Genomic DNA, 25,917 nt, shown 5'->3' on the forward strand with positions numbered 1-25,917 from the left:
GATGCAAAGAATCAGCTGTGATTGTCAAACTGAATTACACGGTATTCATGCGGTCCGACCGCCAGCCTCCCCGCCTTTTCCAAACGTTTTTTCAACAGATCCGTTCCCGCTTCCGGCAGTGTCACGCTTCCGCCTTTTCCATCCATATTCACGATGATCCACACAAGGCCGTTATCGCCTTTGCGCGGGGCAACGATCGTGCCGGGTGTCACATCCGAGCGGACAGAAATGGCTGCCTCAGCGGCGTAATGCCTGACAAACGCCTCCAGCATCGCATCCCCTTCTTTCCCGGTTGGAAGCGAGCCTAGCATGACGATTTTCCCCTCGCCGTAATTTCGTTCCGTCAAAAAAGCATGGCCCGCTCCCGGTCCCGATTCAACCGTGCCAAGGGTGTTTCCGCTCTCTGTGTCAAACACCGCGCTCCACAGCCCGAGCGGCGCCGTGATGCCAAACGCTTTTCCTGTATTCACGTTCTCGTTCATCGGAAAGGTGAACAGCGTTTTGATCCCTGACGTTTTCTCAAGTTCGCCAAGTCCGCAATCGGTATGAATCGTATGCTCGGATGTGCGCCCTCCTGTCAGCGGCCCGGCGATCCAGATGCCGCCGGCTTCAGCGAATGCCGTAGCCTTTTTGATAAATTCAGAAGACAAATGCGGCACAAATGGCGTAAACAGCAAACGATAGCCGTCCAGCGGAGCGCCTTCTGGAATGAGGTCACGGTGAATCCCTGTGTTGAGAAGGCGTTCATAAAAATGCGTCACAAGCGAACGGTGCCGGAGTCCCCGGTGAGGCTCAGTTTTGATAAATGCTTTTGCTCTGTCAGAGTACGTCATCGCCGCCTCGGCTTGAACGGGTTCAGTCGATAGAATAATCGGTTCGATTTCCTTTCTTGCCCGCTCAACCGCCAGCACATTTGGGTAGCCGATGGTGGGCTCGCCCCAGGCACTGAGAACCGAACCGTGGGAAATCTCGCTGCCTGAACGCTGCTGCCTCCACAGCCAGTAGCAAAACCCCTGGCTTCCTAAGGCGTAGGACGATACGGCTTCGGCCTGCAAATACCCGTCGGCGTGCGGGTAAGCGGAGCTTTCAAGCGAGGCGGCATACGACGGACTCGTTTCCAAAATCCAAAATGGGCGCCCCTGTTTCAGATTTCTCCATAAATCACAGTTCAATAAAAAGGCAGAGGCGTTTTCCTGCGAAGCGTACGTATCATAGGAGGCAAAATCGAGATTCTGAAACATTCGCTCATTGTCCACGCTGAAAATGACTGATCCGTTATGCGTGATCGGCGCATCTGAATAGCAGCGGATGATTTTGGCCTGTTCATCCGCAAACGAAGCGATCATCTCCATCGAAAACAGCTGATACATGGTCCTTAAAGAGGCGTGATGCAGAAACGGGGCCGGCCCCGGCTGCGGCACTTGCTCAAACGTCTGATAGGTTTCGCTCCACACATCGGTTCCCCATGCTTCATTTAACCGCTCAATCACCCCGTAGCGATTTTTAAGCCAGTCATGCCATAAGTGCAAGCACGTCTCACACATGCATTCTGCGACATGGCATTTAAACTCATTGTCTAGCTGCCAGCCGATCAGCCCCGGGAGCCGGCCAAGCTCCTTGGCGATGGCTGTCGTGATGATGGCGGCTCTTTTTCGGAAGTATGGGTTGTTCGTACAGGCGTGCTGACGGGAGCCATGCCCCATGATCTCTCTTTTTTCATTGACATGCATGCGTTCGGGCCGGCCGTGTGACAGCCAAATCGGCGGGGTAGGCGTCGGCGTGCACATGATCGTCTCGATCCCGCTATCATACAGCCGGATGATGATTTCTTTGAAAAAACCGATGTCAATTTTTCCTTCTTCAGGTTCCATGACAGACCAGGCAAATTCGCCAATCCGCACAACATTCACGCCAACTTCACGCATGATGTCAATGTCCTGCTGAATCGTCTCTTCATCCCATAATTCCGGATAATAGCAAGCCCCATGATATAGTTTTCTCCTCACATTCTTCACCCTTCTTTGATGATCGATTCTATCAATGGCAGGCCGAGCTCCTTCATGCCTTTTGCCACAAGTTTCGCCATTTCATTTGCGCCTTTTTTTGTAAAATGCGTGTAATCGTTAATGCCTTCTGAAACCATAAAATAGGTGTACACTTTTTCCTCGCCCTTCTCAGTAAAGAAAGCAAGGCTTTTCTCCATCAGATCTATGAGCTGGACATTCTCCTCAGCAGCCGTTTGCTTCATGGCAATGCAATAATCAGGAAAATCGTTCAAAAACACGCCGTTTTCGTAGTGAAATCGGGCTACGGGGGTAATGAGAAGCGGATGGGCGCCTTTTTCCCGCGCACCGGCGATGTACTGTTTTAAATATTGTTTATAGGTAGTATAGGGCTCGGTGTAGCGCTCCGGCTTATTTTTCGATGCGTCATTATGGCCCATCTGCACAAACAGCCAATCATCCGGCTCGATCACATCAAGGATCGCCTGAAGCCTGCCCTCTTCCACAAATGTTTTCGAGCTTCTTCCCCCAATCGCTCTGTTGATTACTTGAATGTGCTCCGGCAGATGTGAGCCGAGAAACTGCCCCCAGCCCCCTTGATTTGTGCTGTCTCCATACGTTTGAACAGTCGAATCGCCGGCGAGATAAATATGATTTGCCATTTTTTCATTCCTCCTCGTTTTTTATACGGCTGCTTCTTATCCCTTAGTCCTCCTACAGCGGTGCCTCCGCTTTGCTGCCCGCTATATACAGGGCAGGCCTTGGCGGTCTTTCCATCCCTGTACCGAGGTAAAAGCTCGTGTGCGGCGGCTGGTTATAGGCGGTGTTCTGCCAAGCGATGCCAAGCCTGTAAACCGGATCGTGCATCAGCGTGTAAAAACGGTGGCGGGTGAGATGTGTCGTTGTATAGATACGGAGTGCGCTGCTGTCTTCCGTTCTCCATATCACTTCTTCCCGCCAGTCCCCGAACAGGTTGGCCTGAAGAACAGGATTTCCTTTCGTGCCGTTGTTGGACAGCACGCCGGCCGGCTGAAATATCGTCTTCAGACAGCCGTTTTCAGCATCCCATTTTTCAATCTTTGGCCTGCCAATCGTTCCGTCCCAGTTATGATCAAGCAGTTCTCTGACCAAATCACCGTCCCACCAGATGGCGAAATTGGCTGAAGCGGGCGCTTTGTCGCTGATTTTTTCTCCTTTGCTCGTAAAAAGCCCATACGACATGCCATCATTGCCAGGCGGATCAATTCCCCAGACGAGCGACCCATTGTAGCTTGGATCAATATGAGCCGCCATGCCCCGGCCCACATCAGTTCCAGCATGGACGCCCCATAATATCTCACCGGTTCCGGCATCTCGGAGTGACAGTCCGTACGGCTTCGCGGCGTCCTCATGCACCTGGAACACTTCAAGCCCTTTTCGTGACGGGTCCAGATCCCCTACATGCATCGCGTCTCCGTGTCCGAGCCCCGTTGAGTACAGGCCGGTTCCGTCATGATCGACCGCCATTGCGCCATAGATGATTTCATCCTTTCCGTCTCCGTCCACATCTGCCACGCTCAAGCTGTGGTTCCCCTGTCCTGCGTACGCTTCATGTCCCGGCTGGTTGGAGTCAAATACCCAGCGTTTTTTGAGCCTTCCGTTTCTGAAATCGTATGCCACGAGCACGGCTCTCGTATAGTAGCCGCGCGCCATTACGAGGCTCGGCCGCTCCCCATCCAAGTAAGCGATTCCAGCGAGAAAACGGTCCATCCGGTTTCCATAGCCGTCTCCCCAATCCTCCAGCTTGCCGCGGGGCGGTTCATATTCCACGGTCGTGAGCGCCTCACCGGTTTCTCCTTTAAACACGGTCAAATATTCCGGACCGGACAGGATTCTGCCCTGTTCGTTCCTAAAATCGGCATGCTCATCACCGATGATATGTCCTTTCCCGTCTGTTGTGCCGTCAGCTGTTTTCATGGCGATTTCTGCTTTTCCGTCACCGTCCAAGTCATACACCATAAATTGCGTATAATGAGCGCCCGCTCTGATGTTTCTGCCGAGGTTGATGCGCCACAAAAAGGTGCCGTCCAGTTTATAGGCATCTATGAGCACCTCCCCGGTATAACCGTCATGAGCGTTGTCTTTTGAATTGGACGGATCCCACTTCAGGATTATTTCATATTCTCCATCCCCATCTACATCTCCGACACTGGCATCATTGGCGGTGTAAGTGTACGGCTTTCCGTCCGGCGTCACACCGCCTTCCGGTTTGGCAAGCGGAACCTCAAGAACATTTTCCTGCCAAACACGTGCTTCCTTGGAAAGCTTTTCTTCCCGTCCTTTATTGACAGCCGCCACTTGATAAACAGAGTCTGCCGTTCCGTTTTGATCAAGAAAATTGGTGCTGTCAGCGATCGGATCGCGGGTGATTCGCTTTCCATCTCGATAAAGGTGAAAAGCCGTCGTCTCATGATCCGTTCCGAGAAAACGCCAGCTGACAAACACGCCCTGTTCTGTCTGTACCGCAATCAAACCTCTGGTCAAGTATTCCATTTGCCTCTTTTTTGGTTTCATTTGATGGGAACGGGCTGGGCGCAGCCCGTTCCTTCCCCCTTTCAGTTAAGGCGTATACATATTCGGTTTTGGCTGTTCCGCCATGCCGTCTCCTAAAAAGAAGCTTGTGTGCGGCGGCTGGTTATAGGCGACATTTTGCCAGGCGATGCCAAGCCGGTACACAGGATCATGCATCAGCGTATACAGCCTGTGCTCAGTCGGAATGGCCGTCGTATAAATGCGGAGCGCGCTGCTGTCCTCCGTTCTCCACACCACTTCCTCACGCCAGTCTCCAAGCAGGTCAGCCTGAAGTGACGGCGTTGCTTTTGTACCGTTGTTTGCGGCTGCGCCTGATGCGGTCAGCACATTTTTCGATGCGCCGAATTGATAATCCCACTTATCAATTCGGTTGCTGTCCAGCTGTTCCCGCAGCAGGTCGCCGTCCCACCAGATGCCGAAGTTGGTCGAGGACGGAGCCCCGCTTCCGATTTTGGCCCCTTTCGCTGAGTAAAGGGAACCGTTGGCCCACACTTCCTGCCCCGGATAACGCGGGTCGATATCAGCAGCCATTCCGCGGCCTACGTCCTTGCCGGCATAGATGCCCCAAAGGATTTTTCCGGTTGCCGCATCACGGAAGGATAAGCCGTATTTGGCGTTTTTGTCCTCATGTACCTGAAACACCTCAAGCCCCGGCCGGCTCGGATCAAGATCCCCGGCATGGAGGGCATCCCCATGGCCTAAGCCCGTTGAGTACATGCCTTTGCCGTCATGATCAACAGCCATTGAGCCGAAAATAATCTCATCTTTTCCATCCCCGTCAACGTCCACAATGCTCAGGTTGTGATTCCCTTGTCCTGCGAACACTTCATTTCCTGGCTTTGAGGAGTCAAGCGTCCAAAGCTTTGACAGCTTTCCGTCCCTGAAGTTATAAGCGACTAGCATGGTTTTAGCATAATACCCTCTGGTCATGATCAGACTCGGCCGCTGTCCATCAAGGTAGGCGATGCCGGCGAGAAAACGGTCAACACGGTTGCCGTAGCTGTCTCCCCAATCCGATACATTGCCGCGTGCCGGCTCAAAATTTGTTGTTACAAGTTCTTTCCCGGTTGCTCCCTGGAACACAGTAAGGTATTCCGGCCCTGACAGCACACGCCCCTGTTCATTTCTGTAATCAGCATTGGCATTTCCAATCACTTTTCCAGTGCCGTCTTTTGTCCCGTCCGCCGTTTTCATTGCCACTTCCGCTTTTCCGTCACCATCAAGGTCATACACCATAAACTGGGTGTAGTGCGCGCCCGCTCTGATGTTTTTGCCGAGATTGATCCGCCACAGCTTCGTTCCATCCAGTTTATACGCATCAATCAGCACATCACCCGTATAGCCATCCTGTGAGTTATCCTTTGAATTAGACGGGTCCCATTTCAGAATCAGCTCGTATTGCCCGTCACCATCCACATCGCCAACACTTGCGTCATTGGCGCTGTAGGTGTAAGCTTCACCTTTTGGTGTCGTGCCGCCAGCCGGTTTATCCAGCGGGACGGAATGATACGGCTGCGCCCATACGGAGGCTTTTTCAGATGCCGCCTGTTCGGTACCGTTAACGACGGCCCGAACCGTATACGTTGAGCCGGCCGATCCGTTTTTATCCACATAGTTCGTAGCTTTGACAGGCGCAGCATTCAGTTTTTGCCCGTCTCTGTACACATTGAACAAAGCAGACGCGTTTTCGGTGCCAAGAAACCGCCAGCTGACAAAAATGCCTCCGTCCGTCTTGACCGCGACAAGCCCCCTGTTCAGCGCTTCCATCTGCCGCGCTGCCCCTTCAGCTTTCACAGGATATACAGAGGCTCCCATCACCAACAAGACCAGCAACGTAACAGTGGTAAACATGCGTTTCCTTCGTGTAATCATCAGACAGCTCCTTCTTATTTTTCTGTAAGCGCTTACCTAAATTGGATTTTATGCGCTGTCTGAGCTGTCTTCAATTTCACTTTTTTGCATCTGCCTATTTCAGCCACTGCACTTTTTTGCATATGTGTCATTTTTTTGTTACCCGGCTTGGTGATGCTGGGCCTCCGCCTTTTGAAATCCCCTAAGAGCAAAAAACATCATCACAAGCCCAAATAAACATGGGCCGTAAAATGGAATCAGGCCGGGAAGCGTATACAGCAAATAAAGGACAAATCCGCACCCGATCAGCATACAGCCGGTCGTCATCGGGCTCATGGCGCCAAACAGCAGTGCCTGCGGAATATATTTGCGAAGCGGGAGCTGGTAATGCACATAAAGGGGAAACACATACATCAGCGCAATAATATACAAAAGCCCAGCGAGCAGCGTACAGCTTGTTACGGCAAAGGACAGCCAATCCGTACTGGCCGAAAAATAATGATAGTTCGCGGACAATATGAGCAAAAGAGCCGAAAACGCCAATCCGATCGCGTTAACTTTGAGAAACTCTTTTTTATAGGTATCGAGAAATAACGGAAATACCGGTACATCTTTTTGCCCCATCAGCCATTTTCTTATCACGGCACACATCGCGGCTGTGCTCGGCGCCCATCCGAAAAGAACGCCGCCCAAAAGGGTAAATAACAGCCACAGCCCGTTGAGCCATGCGATTTTCACCACCGCTTCGCAGCCTGCATAGAGCGCATCCGTTACGGTCGTCTTCATCTTCTCACCGCTTGATGTACGGCAAAATCTCTGTAAGCGGCTTTCATGGGCGCCATCTGCCGGAACCCGATTTTTCCTTTAGTTAAAACAGGCCCGTATGTGCTGCCGTCGTCCATCCATTCAAGAATGGGCAGATCATTGATTGAAAAGTGCACATAGCCTTTGTCTTTAATGAGCTTCATACGATACGGAGAATCAGCGTCGTCTGGAGAAGGCAGCGGATCGGCTCCCATTGCGGCGAGGTGGAAACCGCGGCTTTTTCTTAAATTGCAGGTGCGGAATGCTCTTTCCTCCGGGTATTTTCTGCGGAAATATGACAGGTGGAGAGTGTTGATGTCCCCTGAATGATACTCGGGGTATTTTCCCGTTCTTTTCTGGAGACTTGGATCAAATAAATCCTCGCCCCCAATCCCTGCAGCGGAAAAAAACAGCATACATAGTCCCGGCTGCTCAATCGGGGAGAAATCCCATGTCACTATGATGCCGTCTGGAAAGGTTTCCGGACACCAAAAGACAAAGTGCGCTTCGTCCTGGACATGTGACAGGTGCATGCTGTGATCATCAAATGAGATCTGTCCGCCACCCTCCATCCGCCAGTTCTTCACATCGCTTTCTGACTGGAGCGGATTTCGGTACAGGCACGCGCCTTTCTTATACATGATCTTTTCCCTCCCGGCTCGCAAGATGGTCCTTCAGCGGAAGTCCGAGCTCTTCAATGCCTTCTGCCACAAGCTTCGCAACCTCCATTGCACCTTTTTCCGAAAAATGCGTATTGTCCTCAATGCCGTCCGGATAATTCGGATGTTCATTCGGCTGAAACCAAACGAACAATCGCTTCGACTCCTCAGGACCGTATGCCTCATACAGCACCTTTGTTTTCGCAAGCAGATCAATCACAGGTACATCGAGCTCCTTCGCCAGTGCTTTCATCGCATCGGGATACTCACCGAGTGTATGCTCGATCCGTCCGTTTTCGTCAAAGCGGCGGCGCTGCACCGATGTGACGAAAACAGGATGCGCGCCCTTTTCGCGTGCCGTATCTGCAAACAAAGTAAGGAACTGCTGAAATGTGGAGTACGGCTTCGTCCCCCGCGGTTTTTGGTCATTATGGCCGAATTGAATCAACAAATAATCGCCTTGTGTCATGCGCTCGGCAATTGCTTGAAGCCTTCCTTCCTCCACAAAAGAGTTGGTGCTTGCTCCTCCTTTGGCGTGATTGTGCACCACTACCTCTTCAGAAAACAATTGCCCGAATACCTGCCCCCATCCCGCCATCGGCGCTTCATGAGGCGGGCAGTCACTCACAGTGGAATCCCCGGCCAAAAATACGTGAATCGGTTTCTCCATCACATGTTCTCTCCTTTCACGGCGTTTCCTGATACATTTGCCTGAAGACACCCGGCGGCATGCCGACCTGTTTTTTAAAAATCCGATTGAAGTAATTGTGGCGGTAGCCGACTTCTTCTGACACATCATGAATTTTTTTATTCGTATTGACCAGCAGTTCTTTCGCCTTTTCGATTCTGATCTGGGTCACATAATCGATAAAGTTAATGCCGGTCACTTGCTTAAATGCCTTGCTTAACGTATATGAATTCATGCCGAACGCATCGGCACAGCTTTCCAGAGAAATATCCGCCATATACTGATCGTGAATCATCGTTATCACACGTTCTACCAGCTGCTTTTGCTGTCTGTTTTTTCTGCCTTCAAGCTTGGAAAGGTAAGGCGTCACCACAATATCCATCAGCCAGGCTGCCGCTTCATTAGGTTCGCGCAATTCTGAAATATCAAGAAGCAGATTCCGATGCTGAAACAGTTCGCTGGGATTAAGACCGGAATGCAAAATATCCTCCTGAATGCGGGAGAACAGCTGAATCAGGGCGGAATGCACATGCCTGTCTATGGCCGCCTCTTCCGCCAGTTCCTTCATACAGCTATTTATCAGTTCCTGGGCTTCCTGTTTTCTTTCCAGCCGGATGGCCTGAACAATCTGTTTTTCCAGCTCAAAAGGGTAATAAGGGGCTGACTGCTTATCCTGCGGGAAGTCGGTCTGTAAATCAATGACCTGGTTCCGATTGGCAAACTGCCTGCGGGATTTGCCGCTTTTCACATCCTGAAATAAAGAAGGGATTTCCGTGACACGCTCCGTCTTGCTGCTCAATGTTGCGGTCAGGCATAGTCCGGTTACATCCCCAAATTGGCGTGCCAGCTCCGTTATATACATTTTGAGATCAGAGCTGTTTGTTGTCACCACAAGCACGGTGACAGAAAGCCGGCCGATATCAAGTATGGAGAGCTGAAAAACGCGTTTAGCCGCCAATTCCTCAGCGATATTAGTCAGTGTAAACACAGCGAGCTGTTCATCATCACAACAGAAGATGCTTTTTTCACAGCGGAGCCCTGTCAATTGAAGGTCCAGCACATGAAACTCGTTTTCGCCGATGTTCCAGCCGGCCTCCTCCATCCGAGATCTGAGACTTTCCTCGTTGTCGTAGTAAAAATCACCCTGCAAGAGATGCTGCAAAAAACTCTTTTTCATATGGGGCGTCTGCCGCAGGAGCTGCTCTTGGAGCTTCCGGCTTTCAAGGGATAGATCCTGCCATCTCTTTTCAATCCACTTGAATTCATCCTGCCCGGATGCCTGCCATACTTTCTTCTCTCCACCGGTAAACAAGCCAAGCAAATGCTGGATGGGACGATAGATTTTTTTTGATGCATACCATGTCATGCATACCGCCAAACCGATGCAAATGACAAGCATCACAATGATTACTTTGGATAAAAACACCATCGGTGCTGTAATGGCAGAAAGAGGCGCCGCTGACACAAAGGTCCATTGCTGATGCATTCGGTTCATTTCTCCAAAGGAAACGGAATACACCTTGCCGTCCCATTCCATCTGAAAATGGCCTTTCTCATTCGACTGTTTTTTTACCTCATGAAGCAAAGTCTTTTCAAAATCTTTTTCCCCCTCATAAAAGAGCACCTCTTGATTTTGATCCAAAAGCAGCGCACTGCCCTCAGGATAAGGGGACAAGCTTTGCAGGATCGATGCCATTTCTTTCAGATCAACCGCCAGCATGATCGCGCCGAACGGTTTCTCCGCCGCGCCCGGAATGAGCTGGATCAGCATCGCTTGATTTCCCGACCGCTTCCAATAAATGCTTTGGTCTGAGGCAAGCAGCGAGCGATACTTGCGAAGCGCCTCCCGTTCTGTCAAAGCGCTGTATTCGGGGCTCAGCACAAGAGGCCGGGGGCTGTTCAGAAAGATGGAAGCCCGCTCGATCAGCGGCTGCTGGTCCCGCAAAAGAAACAGCTTTTTCGTTAATTGATAGGAAAACGTAAAGTCTTTCTCCAAATCCCTCTCGGCCAACCCGTTCATCAGCGAAGAATCGTAGGCCATCTGGGTGAGAGCCAGCTCAAGCACGCCCAGCTTCTCATCCATTCGGCTGACCTCACGCGCCACCTGTGCTTCATGCGATCTCTGCAGCTCTTTCTCCACCTTGTCGATCGAAAGAAAATAGATTGCGCCGCCAGTCAGTAATCCGGGAATACAGGCAATCAGCAAAATGAAGAAAAAGTTTCTTTTGAAATACGTTCCCTTCCAGCGAGAAACCCGTTCCTTCTGTTGAGGCTGTTTTTTCATCCCTTTCCCCCCGCCGCTGGTCTTTACTGATACACGCGTTTTTTCGTTCTCAACACATCAGCAAGAAACGTCAGCGCAAGTCCCTGTCCCCATCCTTGTATTCGTTTGTAAGGCACCTGTTTGTATCCTTCGGCATTTTTCATGACAGCTGTCCCGGCCGATACCTTGCTGACCCGTCCGTCCTCTTCCACCGCATCCAAAATGGCGGCAAGCGATTTCTGCACATATTTTGTATAGAGCTTTCCGCTCGACAGCAGAGCAGAGGCAATGCCGGCCGATGCCGAAACCTCCAGATAAGAATCCGGATCATCCAAAATCGTATGCCACAGCCCTGATTCATCCTGAAGCCGGACAAGCGCGCTCAGCTGGTCTCTGAGCGACCCGTCAATGATCATAAAGGAAGGATGCGTCACCTCAATGAGCGGGAGCGCCTTTGCCATTGTGAGTGCCGCCCAGCCGTTCGCCCTGCCCCAATAAATCCCCGACAGATGATTTTGCGCTTTGTTGTCCCAGGCGTGGTAGTACAAATTCGTGACAGGGTCCTGAAGCACATCCTCATGTCCGTGAAACTGGCGCAGACCATCTTCAAAATAATCCTCACGCTCCATCACGCGCCCGATTCTCAGCATAAACAGCCCCGCCATCATCAGCGTATCTGCCCATGCCTGCTCAGGAAATACATATTCAGCCGTATTCACCGTATGCTGAAGGATGCCCTCGCCAAAGCGCGGCGCCTTATGCAGCACATATTCCGCCATCTCGCCCGCTGTTTCCAAATACACGTCATCACCCGTCACCTTGTGGAGGAACAAAAGCGTATGCCCGATAGAAACGCCATTGATCGAAAGCGGCGGCAGCCCATCCTCCAGCTGTTCATCCACCCACGTTTTTAGCAGATTGATATATTCCTCGTTTTCCGTCGCTTCGTAGGCCTCCGCCACGCCGTAAAATGCGACGCCGCCGGGCCAATCCCACGCAAAATCCATCTGAAATGTCCGTTTCACGATCCGATCAATGACGGACGCCACCTTTTCTTCATCAAAGATAAGCTGTGCCATCTGCAACACTCCTTTTTATTTTAATCCGGTCGTACTGATGCCCTGAACGATATATTTCTGAAACAAAAAGAATACAAGAATCACAGGCAATAATGAAACGGCCGACATCGCAAACATTGCGCCCCAGTTCGAAGCCGATTCCGTATCGAGAAAAAGCTTCAGCGCAAGTGAAACAGGGTAAAGCTCCGGTTTATTCAAATACAAAAGCGGCTGAATCAGCTCCTCCCACTTCCAATAGAAGGAGAAAATCGCAGACGTCGCGAGCGCTGGGGCAATCAGCGGGAGAATGATCCGCCAAAAGCAGGCAAAGCGCCCGCACCCGTCGATTCGTGCGGCCTCATCCAGCTCCTCGGGAATCGTCCGGATAAACTGGATCATCAGAAAAATAAAAAACGCATGCCCGAAAAATTGTGGTACGACAATCGGTTTAAAGGAATTCAGCCAGTCTAATTTCGCAAACATAATATACTGCGGAATCATCAGCACTTCATGGGGCAGCATTAACGTCCCCATCATGCACGCGAACCAAAACTTTTTACCCTTAAACGGAATACGCGCAAATCCGTACGCAATGACAGCCGATGACAGGACGGCGCCGATTGTTGACAGCCCGACAATAATCGCCGAGTTTTTAATAAAGGTCAGAAACGGCTGCCCCGCAATGCCCTTCCATCCCTCAGCATAGTTATTGAGAATAAAGGGATCGGGAATGAGAGAATAAGAGGTTGTAAAAATACTGGCGCTTTCCTTAAATGAGCTGACAAACAGCCAAATGACCGGATACAGCAATAACACCGCCAGCGATGCCGTAAAAACATGGAACAGTATGCGTTTGGGCCTGACGCGCCCGGCTTTTTTTCTCTCAAAAACAGGGACTTCTCTGACAGGCTGGTTGACCGGCTCCATCCGTCATTCCTCCTTTGACTCGTAATGAACCCAATAGGACGATGTTTTAAACAGGATCAGCGTAATCAGCCCGACAATGATAAGCATGACCCACGCCATCGCCGATGCGTAGCCCATTTGAAAATAGTTAAACGCCCGCTGGAACAAATAGAGCGAATACAGAAGTGTCCCGTCAAGCGGTCCGCCCTCGCCCTTCGATATGATATAGGCAGGTGTAAATGTCATAAATGCTGAAATTGTCTGCATCACAAGATTAAAGAAGATAATCGGTGTGAGGATCGGAAGCGTGATCTTAAAGAAACGCTGCGCCCGATTGGCCCCGTCCACACTTGCCGCTTCCAAATACGTAGACGGAATGTTTTTCAGCCCGGCCAGAAAAATCAGCATTGATGACCCGAACTGCCAAACGGAAAGCAGAATCAATGTCCACAACGCACTTGTCGGGTCCTGATACCAGAGAATTTTTTGATCAATCCCGACAAAAAACAACAGCGCATTGATGACCCCGTCATTGCCAAAAATATTGCGCCACATAATCGCCACAGCCACGCTCCCGCCGATGATCGAAGGCAGATAAAAGAGCGTTCTGTAAATGGCCGTTCCTTTTGCTGCATTGTTTAAGATGACAGCGATAAAAAGCGCGAAGCCGAGGCGGAGCGGAACCCCGGCAAGCACATACGTAAACGTCACCTTCAACGACTGCCAATACTTTTCGTCACCCGTAAACATTTCCTTAAAGTTGTCGAGCCCGATCCATTTCGGCGCCGTAAACAAGTCATAGCTTGTGAAGGACAGAAACAGGGACGCCCCCATCGGAATAACCGTAAAGCATAGGAACCCAATGATAAACGGAGAAATAAAAGCATATCCCGCCAGATTGTCTTTTCTCATACTCCGGCTTTGTTTCATTGCGTCAGCCCCATTTCCCGTCAATTATTCCTCTCTAATATCTCATTGGCCTTTTTCCGGAACGTTTTGGCGGCTTTTTCCGGGGATACCTTCTGATACAGAATCTGATCAGACGTGTCCTTCAGCAGCTTGATGACCTCCGCGCTTCCCACAGGCTCCGGCGGATCGGCTTTGCTGATGTTTTTTGATGCGGTTTCCACATACTTCACAATGTTGGCTTCTTCCTCATTCAGCTTCGGTTTAATCGCATCCGCCACCTTGTCGGATACTGGCACTCCCCGCTCGCCTTTGATCAGCATGTTTGCCTCTTTATTGTTCACGAAGAAATTAATAAATTTGGCGGCCTCTTTTTTATGCTCAGAGCTTTTCGGAATGGAAAACAGCATACTCGGCTTCAGTGTCAGCGCCTTTTCTATCATTTGCTCCGGCGGCAGATAGAGAGACAGCGGCGAGTCTGTCAACCGGGCAAAGCCCAAATATTGATTGGAGTAGTTCCATGTAATCGCTGATTTGCCTTTGACGATAAAATCGTCCTCCATCCCTTTAATCTGTGCGCTTTCATCAGGTGTTGGAGACGTTTTCGCTTTCACCAGCCTCAGCTGCCGTTCAAAATAATCGACAAACAGCTGATCATCCTGATACGCGAGGCCAGTGCCGTCTTCTTTATAAAAACGCTCACCCTTCGTGCGCAAATAATAAGGAAAGAAAATATCAGGGGGATGCATTCCGTTGGAGCCGTAGACGCCGGCTTTTTCCTGAAGATCATACGCCAGCTTCTCGTAATCCTCCCACGTCCAGTTTTCCTGATTGATAGACACACCGGCTTTTTTCAGCAAATCATCATTCGCAATCACAGACAGCACGTTGACACCTAGCGTAAACCCATAGAGCTTATTGTCGATTTTTCCGCCCGACAGCATATTCTCGTCGATTGAACTGACATCAATCGTTCCATCCTTTGTATACGGCGTTAAATCTTCCAGCTGGTTCTTCTTTCCGTATTGGGCTAAGTAAGCGGTATCCATTTGGATGACATCAGGAAGCTGGCCGGCGGCAGACATGGGCGCGAGCTTTTTCCAATAGTCATCCCAGTTCGCAAATTCCGCCTCAATATGGACGTGCGGATTCTTTTTCTCGTAAAGTTCAATTACCTTTGTTGTATAATCATGCCTTGGCTGCCCGCCCCACCAAGCGATTCTAAGTGTAACGTCTTCTTTTTTCCCCGAGGCCTCTTCACCCGCTGAACAACCGCTGAAAAAAAAGACGCAGACAAGCGATAACAGCACGTAACAAATCTTCTTCAAACCAATCCCCCCTTTAATGTAAGTGCTTACATTTATTTTAAAGCGTTCAGATGAGGCGAAACACTCAAAAAACAGTGGGGAAAGTCAAAAAAACAGAGATGGCTATCCTGCGGAAGCGCCTCCCTGTTTTCTTCTGAATTCTGACGGTGTCAGACCGGTATATTTTTTAAAAACAAGACTGAAATACTTCGGATTATCACCAAACCCGATTTCTTCAGCAATTTCTGATACACTCGCGTCCCGCCTTATTTTCATCTGCTTCATCGCATGCTCAAGACGCACTCGTGTAACATATTGGGAAAACTTCTCGCCTGTTTCCTGCTTAAATAACTTCCCGAGATAATCAGGATTCATAAACAGCATATCCTTCGCCGCCCATTTTAAAGACAGATTCGGGTTTCCGAGCTCGTCGGCAATAAGCCTGATCATTTTTGAAATCACTGCGCTCCCGTGCAGGTCACCAGACGCTTCAGCTGTGTCACGAAACAGCTGCCCCGCGTGCCGGAGTTCTCCCGCCTGACTGATAGCCATCTTGCGGTCCGCAAAAACCTCCGCCGCCTTTTCAGCGGCGTTCTCCTCTACAGCGAGCACGGTCCATTCTCCGCTGCCGCAAACCGCTGTCAGCGCCGTCCCGAGTGCCTTTCTAGCCGCGGTATCAATAGATTGGTCCCCTTTTAAGATCAAGAGGCGGACCTTTTTCCCGGCAAGCGAAGGCGGCGGAGACAGCTGGGCGACACCGGCGATCAAGCCTTCCAAGTATTGATCGGCAGCAAAGGAACGGATATGATCAAGCTCGTGTATCAGGTGGTCTGTTTTCTTTTTCCGCACATCTTGCCGCTTCAGCTCAGCAATGATTTCCTCAAGCGAGCTGATAATCTGCTGTTCATTGCAGGGCTTTAGCAAATAATGCTTCACCCCATATTTCATAGCTTCCTTTGCGTACTCAAACTCTCCAAACCCGGACAGGACGATAAACTGCACCGACGGGCTGACGGCTGATACCTTTTTGATTAGCTCAAGCCCGTCCATGCCAGGCATTTTGACGTCTGTGATGACGATATGCGGCTGCTTATGTACAATCTTTTCATACGCTTCATGTCCGTTCTGCGCTTTACCGATCAGTGAAGCGCCAAGCGCCTCCCACTCAATGATTCCCGCCATTCCATCAAGGATAATCCTCTCATCATCAGCCAGCATTATTTTATACATCACACCACCTCATTTCGGCACGGTATTGTGATCACAATCCTCGTTCCCTTTTCATGCTTACTTTGAATACGCAATCCGTATGGCTCTCCGAATGTCAGGCTGATGCGCTCACGAATATTCCACAGTCCGATTCCTCTTCCGCCCGATGATTCAAGAATCCGTTCATCCATGCCAGGGCCGTTATCTTCGACCGTCATACAGACACAGTCCTTCGCCTTTTTCGCCTGAATCCGGATGGCGCACGGCCTTGTAAAGGGTTCAAGCGCGTATTGAATCGCATTTTCCGCAAGCGGCTGGAGCGTGAGTTTTGGAATGAGACAATGCTTCACCTCATCGTCAATATCCAACGTGAAATTCAAACGCTCTTCAAATCGAAATCGCTGAATGGTCATATAGTGGAGTACGATGTCCGCCTCCTCCTGAATGGTCACGATATCCTTCTTCATATGTATGCTGTTTCGCAGAAGAAAACCGAGCGATTCCACCATTTTTGAGATTTGCTTTTGCTGATTCGCCTTGGCCAGCCAATTGATGGACTCGAGCGTGTTATATAAAAAATGCGGATTGATCTGGGCTTGCAGTGCTTTCAATTCGGTTTCTTTAATGATGAGCTGTTTTTCCACATTTTCTTCCATCAGCTCATTAATCCGTTTCATCATGACAGTAAAATGGCGGTTCAGCATGCCGGCCTCATCTTGTGTATGCTCCGGCAGAGAAAGCGATACACCCGCTTCAATGCCGCCGTGCTGTACCGATTTCATCGCGGTCACAAGCTGTTCAATCGGCTCCGTGATGCTGTTGGCAATTTTCCTTCCGAAAAGCAAAACCACACAGAAAAAGAGAAGAAAGCAAGTGCCAATCACTGTTTTCATAAAGGAAATTTTTGCGAACATCTGATCAAAGGGGATGACGTTATAGTAGCTCCAATTTTGATAGGATGATTGAAGGTAAGAAATAAAGTAACGTTTGCCATTCTTTTTTATCAAGTCATAACCTGGGTGCTTCAGCGTCTCCTTTGCTGCCTCAGGAACATGCGCTGATGCATGTGCCGTATACACCAAATTCCCGCCTTGGTCAGCAATCATGATGTCTCCGACTGAATCGCCCCAATCCTTCGGCACATCACGAATCATCTGTTTGATATTGACTTGGATCAGCACCATGCCCAAGCCGTTCAAACTCAGCTGGTGAAAGGATCTGATCTGCCGTGCTGAAATCAGGACGGGATCTGACCCGCCGAGCGTCATCCAAAGATTTCTTCCATTTTTCGCTTTCGCTCGCTTACATACCTCTTCCTGCTCCTGCTGCAAAAGATCTGAAGAACTGCTTCCGGCTGAATACTCTGCGCCGCGGGCATCAATCAAATGAATGGAATCGATGTACTTTTCATCGCTGGCATATCCCGCAAGCTGATCCCACAGCTCCTGCTTCATTTGATATTGATCATACGTATCATCCCGATTTTGCATGCTCAGGATGCGCTGAATCTGTTCGTCTGTAATGATTTCATAAGACACATCCTCTATCTTTTTCAGCTCGTCTTCGATCCTTTCAGAAGACATCCGCAGCACCTCCGAGGACTTGCGGTAAATCTGCTCATCATACACATGAAAGGCATACTGCACCCCGCTGTATACAAACAGAAAGGATACGGCCATAATCAACGATAGAAACACAAACAGCTTATCCTTAATCATCATCCGCTTGTACCAGCCAGCAATTCTTTTCTTCATGCCGCCTTTTCTTTCTCCTGCCGCTGATCCATTGACCGAAATGCTTTAAAGGACAGCTTCGTTAAGATCAGGCTGAGTAAACTCCCGCTGAAAAACAGCAAAAATGTGACATGAAACAGAACGAGACAAAGCACACCGACAGCGCCCGCCGCCATCAAAAGCGTCACCGCCGGGCGGCTGAAGGCAATCAAAAAGCTAATGCTCAGCACCTCTCTGATTTTTACGTCAAAATGAGAGAACACCGGGAACACATACAGCACAACAAACGCGAAAATCAAACTGATGCTCAGGAACACGTTGACGAGCACAGGCTGATCCATCTGAGCCGCTATCCGCATATCCGCAAACAGAAACAGGGCAGCCGTCACAACGATGAGCCCGATGATCTGTGATGCCCGCCATTCCTTTTTAAACGCCCGAATAAAGACAGTAAACACCGGAGCATCCGCATTCCCCTTCGCCCATTCTCTCGCCACTGTAAACATCGCGGCAGTAGCGGGCATCAGCCCAAACACAACCAGGCCAACAAGAGAAAACAAAATCCAAAGCACATTCAAATAGGCCAGTCTCATCACCCACGTACAAAAACGATTCAGCCCATTCGTCACACTGTGTATCATCAACATCACCTTCCTGCTCTGGAAAACGCTTTCATTTTAAAGTACTATGTATTTCTCCTTTCGAAAGAAAATTCCTGCCATTCTGTGAAAAATTCGATATGATGAGAGATATCCGCCGCCTTATCTTTTCCTGTAACGCCGGATGGCCTTATCGATCAAATATCCGGCAATGGCTCCGCAAATGACATTGAATCCAAGCACTCCGAGCGCAGCCCCTTCCCAGCCGCGTACATACACGAGGCTGTACCAGATCAGAAACACACCAAGGACGATCAGCCCGGCCAATATCCATTCCGGCCGGCTTTTGTCAGGAAACTTCATCCGTATCAAAGCAGATACGCCAGTGAACAAACAAGCCGTCACGATCCCTGTCATAAATAAAATTGGCCACAACATCGCCTGCCCTCCCTTTTAGAAAAAGACAAAAAAGCCTCCTTGAAAGGACGCTTATTCTGTCGTAATCTCTTTCTCAAACAAATGATATCCGGATGCATCAGCACCCATGAATTCATATCCCATACGCCGATAAAAGGAATGCAGGGCGTCGTTATCAGCGACACAGTCAAGCCGAATCCGCGTTTTCCCAGGAAAGTGTATGCCCGTCTCCGCCCATTGAAGGACGCGTGCTCCAAGCCCTTGTCCCGCAAACCGGCGGCTTACTGCGAGGCGGTGCAAATAAATAGACTCCTCATGCCCATCGTCTCCCCAAAGCGTCCGGTCCCACTCGCTCGGTTCAGGCAGCAGCAGCACGACAGCCGCAAGCACTTCATCCTTTTTAAACACAAACACATGCCCATCTGCAATTGAACCCGTGATATCATGTGTATCGTGGCCTTCCAGCAGTCCGCTCCATTGGTTAGAACCCCGATCCCGGAGCCATTCAGCTGTTCGGACGAGCAACCCGGTAATCGATTCTGCATCCTCATAGACGGCCGGACACGCGTAAAATCCATCTGCAATCGTTTCGTTCTCAATCTTAAAAGCTGACATAAAGGCCTCCCAATCAAAAAGTAAGCTTGCACACACACCTTGATTATAATGCAGACCAAACCGCAAAAACAGACCATTTTCTCTGTATGTAAAAGGGTGTATGAAAGAGAGGCCAATCTGCCTATTAGAAAATCTTCTTTTTATCCCGTTCTTCTTTTAAAATTTCAACCGCTTCCCTGAAGCGCATGGAGTGCACAATTTCACGCTCACGCAAAAAGCGCAGGGAATCGTTTAAATCAGGATCATCCGAGATATCAATCAGCCATTGATACGTCGCCCGCGCTTTTTCCTCTGCCGCAATGTCTTCATATAAATCGGCAATCGGATCGCCCTTCGCCTGAATATAAGTCGCTGTAAACGGCGCACCCGCCGCATTGTGGTAAAATAGCGCGCTGTCATGATTGACGTAATGATCGCCGAGGCCAGCTTCACGCAGCTGCTCCGGTGTGGCGTCTTTCGTCAGCTTATAGACCATGGTCGCAATCATTTCCAAATGGGCGAATTCCTCCGTACCGATATCTGTTAAAAGGCCGATGACCTTATCTGGAATTGTATAACGCTGGTTCAAATACCGGAGAGCCGCGGCCAGCTCGCCGTCCGCTCCGCCATACTGCTCAATCAAATATTTCGCCAGCGTCGGGTTGCACGTACTTACTTTGACAGGGTATTGCAGCTTCTTTTCATACACCCACATTCAGGCATTCCTCCTTATACTTGCCACGGCCATGGCCCTTTGCCCCAATCCCAATCCTCGCCCGCGGGGCTGTTGCCGAACTGCAGAAGCGGCCCGTAAGAGGATTCGAACTGTCTTTTTAAGTGCCTTGAATAGCCGGAATATTGATTGAATTGCTTCAGCGCATCTTCATCATGAGGATGTGTATTTAAATAAAGACTCAGCTCAACAAGCACAAAATCCGCGGCCTGTATTTGCTCAAGCTGACGATAATACTCGGCGTCAACCTTTTTTGCCATGTGCGTCTCCCCCTCGATAAGGGTTTTCATAAAAATCATAGAGATCCTTCCAAAGGGTGCCTTTCCTTAAAGCCTCCATCGGCGAAAACTGCTCCATGTGCTCAGGCTGAAAGGTCATATAAAGGTTAGGGGGCGTTCTGTAATATTTCTTCCCTATGGGCGGACAGGGATCAAAACGGCTGTGAAAGGGCGTATATGATTTGACAGGCGTAAACGGCTGCATATCCTTCATTCCGGCTCCTCCTTTCTCAAAAACAATGACCTTAATAGGTATGAGGCAGGAGGCATGATTATGACTGAAACACGACTTAGCTTTTTCAATAAGAAGACCTTCGGCTCTGCCGAAGGTCTTTCTAGACTATTCAGTCCAAAATAAGGTCAGTTCCAATACGCAGCATGAGCAGCTGCAAACTCTGAGAGCGAACGAGGTTCTTTTCCTGTCACACGCTTCACTGTATCCGTTACCCGATGTTCCGCACCATGGCTGATTGCTTCATCTAGCCCCGCCATAAAACTGGCATAATCCGCCGGCAAACCAGCTGCCGCCATCCTATTTTGCAGCTCAGAACGAGAAATGCTGACATGCTTCACCCGGCGTCCCGCCGCAGCACCGATGATCTCTGCCGCTTCGGCATAGCTCAGCGCCTCGGGTCCTGTCAGGATATGATGTGTTTGATGAGGGACGGCATCAGTCAAAGCACGGACAGCTGTTTCTGCGATGTCATCAGCATCAATGAATCCTAGTTTTCCCTCCCCTGAAGCCGTGACGATGCGTCCCTCATTTTGAATCGACATTTGATGCTGGACATTGATGAAATTTTGCATAAAGTATGAGGGCCGCAGCACCGTCCATTCTGGAAACTCGCGCACTGCTTGGTGAAGCGCGCCAAACACAGGGCCATTCTCGGAGACAACAGACGCACTTTGCATCACTACCCGCTTTACACCAAGACGCTTTGCTTCCTTTAAAAAGGGAAGCACATAGGGAGCCGGATCAAGCACACCGACCGGAGCAACAAGATAGATGTCTTTTACTTGTTCTAGGGCAGGTGTATAACTGGAGGCGTCCTTCCAATCAAAATACACATACTCTGCATTTGCAAGCGCGCCCTTTTTTCGGCTTGCAATACGCACCCTGTATCCCAGCTTGATTAAACGGCTGGCGATTCGGCTGCCGACTGTGCCGGTCCCGCCCGTGATTAAAATCGGATTCTGTTTCATCATTTTCCACTCTCCTCTGTTTGCAATAATGATCCTCCAAAGGCCTCTTTTACAACAAGCGGATTCCAATAATCCCTATACCGCACAATGCGGCCGTCTCTCGTTTCGATGACACTGATATAGCTTTGGCGATAAGGCAGTCCAGTCTCAATCACATGCCCGTCACATTGAAACTCCGCAATCATCGTATTCGAGTCCGCTGAACGGTACACTGTCGGAGCCGTAAATGAAGAAAGATGGATCTGTTTAGGATAATCCTTAATATAATCGTAAATAGCCGCTTTCCCTTCTATTCTTTTTGGTGATCCCTCCGGCGCATAAGGAAACTCAAATACAGCATTCTCATCCCAAAGCTCCACCCAGCTCTTCATGTCCTTCTCAAGCATATAAGCCATAAACTTTCTCAATGTTTCACATGCTTTTTCAAATTCATTCATCAACATTCATCATCACCTCTTTTTTTATTTCCAGACCATTCAGTCCAAAAAATGCACACATGGGCAAAGAATTCTTTACCACATGTTAATCAAGCACTGATAAACTCACGTCAACATGGTCCTGAAGACGATCCATATCTGCCGTCACTTTCGCAATAAATGTCAGTGACAGCCTGCTTTGATTCAGGTACCGGGCAAGCGCAGATATATCAGGATCTTCGCCATTCAATTCTCCTTGATCCTTCGCCCTTAAAAGCGCCTGATAAAAAGCGTCCTCAAGTTGCTTGGATTGTCTTTCAAAATACCGGGCAAGCTCAGGGTCATGCGGGATCTGTTCAATCGCGCTGTTAATGATATAGCACGCCTTCGCCCGTTCCGGATCCCTCAGGGCATTGACACCCTCCTGAAAAATTTCACGAATGGCTTCCATTACAGATCCTGGCGCTTCAAGCCTTTCCATAACGGCAGTGTTTTTTCCTTCAAGATACGATTTCACAGCGGACAAAAACAAATCACGTTTCGTTCCATACGTATCATACAAGCTCTGGCGGGCAATGCCTAAATGAGAAAGCAGTTCCTGAAGAGACGTTCCTTCGTAGCCATACTCTCCGAAAACCTCTATCGCCCTGTGAAGAACAAGCGCCGTATCAAATTCTTTATTCCTCCCCAAAAAACGATCACCTCCTGAAACAAATGTTACCATTTTCCGGACTGAACAGTCAAGAAAAAATAAAAAAAACACTCTTGATCTGCAAGAGTGTCCTCTTTTCACCATCATCTTTTTTATTTAAAGCCGTCTTTTCCCCATTGGCCCATATGGTGGTGATGGTGGCCATAATGACCATCATGATGATGGTGGTGATTATCCTTACCAACATGATGATGGTGGTGATGAAGATTATCTTTTCCATCATGGTGATGGTGATAATAGTGATGATGTCCATCGTTTTCATGGTGCATGCCCGGATAGCTTACAGCTCCCGGAGAGCCTCCATAACCGCCGCTTGGGTAACCGCCGCCGTACGCGCCATATCCCGGATAGCCGCCGACTCCTCCATGCATGCCATAGCCCGGATACCCCCCAGACATGCCGTAGCCCGGGTAGCCTCCAGACATCCCATAACCTGGGTAACCCCCATACATGCCGCCGTAGCCTGGGTAGCCTCCGTACATCCCATAGCCCGGATAGCCTAGTCCTCCATACATGCCAAACCCGGGACGGCCAATGCCGTAGCCTGGAAAAGCGCCAAAACCAGGTCCGCCATAGATCTGTCTTGTATCAGTATCAGTCATATTCACTCTCTCCTTCACTTAGGTTACAGTCCAGAGTATGAGAATATCTTACAGATCGTATAGGCGGCCGCCTACATACAGCTAAAACAATTTCTAGGACAAAAAAAGAAAGCAGGCTATAACAGCCTGCTCACTCCTTACTCGGCTAAATCAACGTTATGATACACCTGCTGAACGTCTTCCAAATCCTCTAAGGCATCAATCAATTTTTCAAACTGTTCCTTCGCATCATCCGGAAGCGTGACTTCGCTTTGCGCAAGCATTGTCAGCTCCGCTACTGTAAATTCCTCAACGCCCGCGTTTTTAAACGCCTCCTGCACTGCATGGAATTGATCCGGCTCCGCATAGACGATCACACTGTCATCCTCTTCCAAAATGTCACGGACATCGACATCCGCTTCCATCAGGATTTCAAGCGCTTCATCAGCCGTTTTGCCTTCCACACCAATAACAGCCGTTGCGTCAAACATGTAAGCAACAGATCCGCTCACACCCATGTTTCCGCCGTTTTTCCCGAACGCCGCACGCACTTCCGGCGCCGTACGGTTTACATTATTCGTCAGCGCATCAACGATAATCATTGATCCGTTCGGCCCGAAGCCCTCATAACGAAGCTCATCGTAATTCTCTTCCGCTCCGCCCTTCGCCTTCTCGATCGCCCGTTCAATGATGTTTTTCGGTACGCTGTAAGTCTTCGCGCGCTCAAGCACAACCTTCAGCGCCTGGTTAGATTCCGGATCAGGTTCGCCCTGCTTCGCCGCCACGTAAATCTCACGGCCAAACTTCGCATAAATCCGACTCGTATTCGCGTCCTTAGACGCCTTCTTCTCTTTAATATTGTTCCACTTACGGCCCATGATGTTCCACTCTCTTTCATATATATCAATCTAAATGCTGTTATTCACTTTATCCATTATACCTCAAATGGTTTGGTTGTTTCGAGTGTCTTGCGTTAGAAATAGAAGGAATGCCGCGGTGGGAAAATCGAATGTCTTCAGTAAAGCAAGAAAAAGCCCTAGCTAAGGGCTTTCTTCTGATCACTGAGTTTGTAAGGGGAATGATCAATATACGTCGTATTTCGATCTGTTGATTCCTTAACGCCGCCCGAGTTTGTCAGGAATGGAAACGACATGCTTCCGAAAACTAGAGTAACAGCCAGACACATCATCACTTTTTTCTTAATAGGCATATAAACACTCTCCTTTTAGAATATCTTCTTGAGCTTTCAGCACTTTCCGATAAAACGCAGCAGCTTGTTCAAAGTGACAGCTGCTTTCAAACACAGCGGCAGCACTCCGGGCACATGCTTCAATGTACGCGTGCAGGTTCTTTTTTTCGAAATAGCTTAAAAGATCATGAATTTTCCGTTCATCAACAGTCTCCTTGTACACGGCCTCTAAGAACAGAAACAATTCTTTATAACATTTGTGAGAACGTGCTGTGATACGGTTCAGCCCTTCTTCTATGAAATGAAACGCTTCCTGTGTCTGGCCCGCTTTACATAATGTCCAGCTTAACCCAAACAAGACTTTCGGAAGCAGATCAGGCACTTTCTCTCTGCTCACTTTCGCCGCTTTTTGGAAATGTTCTACAGCCATCTGATCGTCTCCTGATCTGTCATAGCTGTTCGCGATGTTCAATAGAGAAATGGCGATAAACCGATCGTTTTGAATGTCCATTGCCAATTTCAGCGCCGCTTCTAAATGCGGGAGCGCTTTGCCATAGTGTTTGAAATCATCATAGTTTCCAGCGATCACAAACAAGCTTTGTATCGTTCTAATGCTGTATAAGGGATGGTTTTGATAAATGTCTAAGGCTTGAAGAATATGATGCATCGACACATGGGTTTGTTTCATGTGATAATACGCTTCCGCCAATTTAAAATGGAATTCCGCTTTCTCAATTTCATCAGACACAACCGGCAGTTCTTTCTCCGCCTCGCGATAAAACCCGATTGCTTCAACATATTCTTTTTGATCAAATTCATACATGCCGCGGAAAAACAAAGAGTAGTATTTCAAAAGGCCTGTGAGTTTTTTCTGAGGGGTCTCAATCGTTTCAAGAAGCTCTGTCACGGTAGGGCGATTCCCGTAAGGCTGTCCCGGCTCCAAATAATCCAGCATCAGCTGGTGCCGAAAACACATCAGAGAATAATAGATCAGCAAATCCTGATCCTCTTCCATCTGCTGAATGTCCTGCTCAACCTCCGCTTTCAGAACCTCAGCATCCGGAACACTGAATTGGCGAATCATTTTATACCATTCATTAATCTTAACACCAACACGCGAAGACGGTATGGCTTGACTCAACGGCTTCCCTCCTTCTCTGTGAGATATGTCATATTCTATCAATCCCAAATTTTGAAAACAATACGAAAGGAAGAATTTTCTTTTTCATCCTGGCAA

26 protein-coding genes and 1 pseudogene are annotated in these 25,917 nt (G+C 49.2%); all 27 read right to left on the reverse strand.

All coding sequences use genetic code 11. From position 1 onward, the window contains the following. Positions 1–11: 11 nt before the first annotated feature. Positions 12–2,006, reverse strand: a complete 1,995-nt coding sequence (gene yesZ / locus BFW96_RS16285; protein WP_069840014.1) for a beta-galactosidase YesZ — start codon at positions 2,004–2,006, stop codon at positions 12–14. Between the two features lie 5 nt (positions 2,007–2,011). Next, the gene (locus tag BFW96_RS16290) at positions 2,012–2,665 is read right to left on the reverse strand and encodes a rhamnogalacturonan acetylesterase (protein WP_069840015.1); all 654 of its coding nucleotides are present in this window, start codon (positions 2,663–2,665) and stop codon (positions 2,012–2,014) included. A gap of 52 nt (positions 2,666–2,717) precedes the next feature. After that, positions 2,718–4,556, reverse strand: a complete 1,839-nt coding sequence (gene rhgX / locus BFW96_RS16295) for a rhamnogalacturonan exolyase (protein WP_069840016.1) — start codon at positions 4,554–4,556, stop codon at positions 2,718–2,720. A 45-nt stretch (positions 4,557–4,601) separates the two neighbouring features. Then, positions 4,602–6,446: a rhamnogalacturonan lyase gene (gene rhgW, locus BFW96_RS16300; RefSeq protein ID WP_069840017.1), complete on the reverse strand. Its 1,845-nt coding sequence runs from the start codon at positions 6,444–6,446 to the stop codon at positions 4,602–4,604. Positions 6,447–6,584: 138 nt separating this feature from the next. Further along, on the reverse strand, positions 6,585–7,211 hold the full coding sequence (locus tag BFW96_RS16305; RefSeq protein ID WP_069840018.1) for a YesL family protein: 627 nt from the start codon (positions 7,209–7,211) through the stop codon (positions 6,585–6,587). After that, entirely contained in the window at positions 7,208–7,870 is a 663-nt protein-coding gene (locus tag BFW96_RS16310; protein ID WP_069840019.1) for a YesU family protein, read from the reverse strand. The genes BFW96_RS16305 and BFW96_RS16310 overlap by 4 nt, the downstream gene beginning before the upstream one ends. Continuing rightward, on the reverse strand, positions 7,863–8,561 hold the full coding sequence (rhgT, locus tag BFW96_RS16315; RefSeq protein ID WP_080478178.1) for a rhamnogalacturonan acetylesterase: 699 nt from the start codon (positions 8,559–8,561) through the stop codon (positions 7,863–7,865). Before rhgT ends, BFW96_RS16310 begins: the two co-directional genes overlap by 8 nt. A gap of 13 nt (positions 8,562–8,574) precedes the next feature. Continuing rightward, positions 8,575–10,860, reverse strand: coding sequence for a transcriptional regulator YesS (gene yesS, locus BFW96_RS16320; protein ID WP_069840020.1), 2,286 nt, complete (start codon positions 10,858–10,860; stop codon positions 8,575–8,577). Positions 10,861–10,883: 23 nt separating this feature from the next. Further along, positions 10,884–11,918, reverse strand: coding sequence for a rhamnogalacturonyl hydrolase YesR (yesR, locus tag BFW96_RS16325; protein ID WP_069840021.1), 1,035 nt, complete (start codon positions 11,916–11,918; stop codon positions 10,884–10,886). Positions 11,919–11,933: 15 nt separating this feature from the next. Next, positions 11,934–12,824 (reverse strand): carbohydrate ABC transporter permease, encoded by an 891-nt coding sequence (locus BFW96_RS16330; protein ID WP_069840022.1) that lies wholly within the window; start codon positions 12,822–12,824, stop codon positions 11,934–11,936. Positions 12,825–12,827: 3 nt separating this feature from the next. After that, positions 12,828–13,757, reverse strand: a complete 930-nt coding sequence (locus BFW96_RS16335; RefSeq protein WP_083252910.1) for a carbohydrate ABC transporter permease — start codon at positions 13,755–13,757, stop codon at positions 12,828–12,830. Then, positions 13,754–15,037 carry an ABC transporter substrate-binding protein gene (locus BFW96_RS16340; RefSeq protein ID WP_069840023.1) on the reverse strand — a complete coding sequence of 428 codons (1,284 nt, stop codon included), beginning with the start codon at positions 15,035–15,037 and terminating at the stop codon, positions 13,754–13,756. The genes BFW96_RS16335 and BFW96_RS16340 overlap by 4 nt, the downstream gene beginning before the upstream one ends. Before the next feature lie 102 nt (positions 15,038–15,139). Then, positions 15,140–16,246 (reverse strand): two-component system response regulator YesN, encoded by a 1,107-nt coding sequence (gene yesN, locus BFW96_RS16345; RefSeq protein WP_069840024.1) that lies wholly within the window; start codon positions 16,244–16,246, stop codon positions 15,140–15,142. Then, positions 16,246–17,979 carry a two-component system sensor histidine kinase YesM gene (gene yesM / locus BFW96_RS16350; protein WP_069840025.1) on the reverse strand — a complete coding sequence of 578 codons (1,734 nt, stop codon included), beginning with the start codon at positions 17,977–17,979 and terminating at the stop codon, positions 16,246–16,248. The genes yesN and yesM overlap by 1 nt, the downstream gene beginning before the upstream one ends. Next, on the reverse strand, positions 17,976–18,605 hold the full coding sequence (locus tag BFW96_RS16355) for a YesL family protein (RefSeq protein ID WP_083252911.1): 630 nt from the start codon (positions 18,603–18,605) through the stop codon (positions 17,976–17,978). Before BFW96_RS16355 ends, yesM begins: the two co-directional genes overlap by 4 nt. 114 nt (positions 18,606–18,719) lie before the next feature. Continuing rightward, positions 18,720–19,024: pseudogene (locus BFW96_RS16360) on the reverse strand (YesK-like family protein). 22 nt (positions 19,025–19,046) lie between these two features. Beyond that, positions 19,047–19,589, reverse strand: coding sequence for a GNAT family N-acetyltransferase (locus BFW96_RS16365; protein ID WP_069840028.1), 543 nt, complete (start codon positions 19,587–19,589; stop codon positions 19,047–19,049). A gap of 124 nt (positions 19,590–19,713) precedes the next feature. Continuing rightward, positions 19,714–20,283, reverse strand: a complete 570-nt coding sequence (gene cotJC / locus BFW96_RS16370) for a spore coat protein CotJC (RefSeq protein WP_014663115.1) — start codon at positions 20,281–20,283, stop codon at positions 19,714–19,716. Positions 20,284–20,297: 14 nt separating this feature from the next. Next, positions 20,298–20,561, reverse strand: a complete 264-nt coding sequence (gene cotJB, locus BFW96_RS16375; protein WP_014663114.1) for a spore coat protein CotJB — start codon at positions 20,559–20,561, stop codon at positions 20,298–20,300. Further along, the gene (gene cotJA, locus BFW96_RS16380) at positions 20,545–20,793 is read right to left on the reverse strand and encodes a spore coat-associated protein CotJA (RefSeq protein WP_003219489.1); all 249 of its coding nucleotides are present in this window, start codon (positions 20,791–20,793) and stop codon (positions 20,545–20,547) included. Before cotJA ends, cotJB begins: the two co-directional genes overlap by 17 nt. A gap of 146 nt (positions 20,794–20,939) precedes the next feature. After that, entirely contained in the window at positions 20,940–21,785 is an 846-nt protein-coding gene (locus tag BFW96_RS16385; RefSeq protein WP_069840029.1) for an NmrA family NAD(P)-binding protein, read from the reverse strand. Continuing rightward, complete coding sequence (locus BFW96_RS16390) at positions 21,782–22,225, reverse strand: nuclear transport factor 2 family protein (protein WP_069840030.1); 444 nt, start codon at positions 22,223–22,225, stop codon at positions 21,782–21,784. Before BFW96_RS16390 ends, BFW96_RS16385 begins: the two co-directional genes overlap by 4 nt. A gap of 79 nt (positions 22,226–22,304) precedes the next feature. Then, the gene (locus tag BFW96_RS16395) at positions 22,305–22,889 is read right to left on the reverse strand and encodes a TetR/AcrR family transcriptional regulator (RefSeq protein WP_069840031.1); all 585 of its coding nucleotides are present in this window, start codon (positions 22,887–22,889) and stop codon (positions 22,305–22,307) included. Positions 22,890–23,002: 113 nt separating this feature from the next. After that, positions 23,003–23,512, reverse strand: a complete 510-nt coding sequence (locus BFW96_RS16400) for a spore coat protein (protein ID WP_069840032.1) — start codon at positions 23,510–23,512, stop codon at positions 23,003–23,005. A 137-nt stretch (positions 23,513–23,649) separates the two neighbouring features. Further along, positions 23,650–24,369: a YebC/PmpR family DNA-binding transcriptional regulator gene (locus BFW96_RS16405; protein ID WP_069840033.1), complete on the reverse strand. Its 720-nt coding sequence runs from the start codon at positions 24,367–24,369 to the stop codon at positions 23,650–23,652. A gap of 158 nt (positions 24,370–24,527) precedes the next feature. Beyond that, positions 24,528–24,701 carry a phosphatase RapH inhibitor PhrH gene (gene phrH, locus BFW96_RS16410; RefSeq protein WP_014663108.1) on the reverse strand — a complete coding sequence of 58 codons (174 nt, stop codon included), beginning with the start codon at positions 24,699–24,701 and terminating at the stop codon, positions 24,528–24,530. Beyond that, a complete protein-coding gene (rapH, locus tag BFW96_RS16415; protein ID WP_069840034.1) occupies positions 24,691–25,821 on the reverse strand; it encodes a response regulator aspartate phosphatase RapH in 1,131 nt (376 codons plus the stop codon). The genes phrH and rapH overlap by 11 nt, the downstream gene beginning before the upstream one ends. Positions 25,822–25,917: the final 96 nt, after the last annotated feature.

This window comes from Bacillus sp. F56 (assembly GCF_001748205.1).
GTDB classification, from domain to species: domain Bacteria; phylum Bacillota; class Bacilli; order Bacillales; family Bacillaceae; genus Bacillus; species Bacillus stercoris.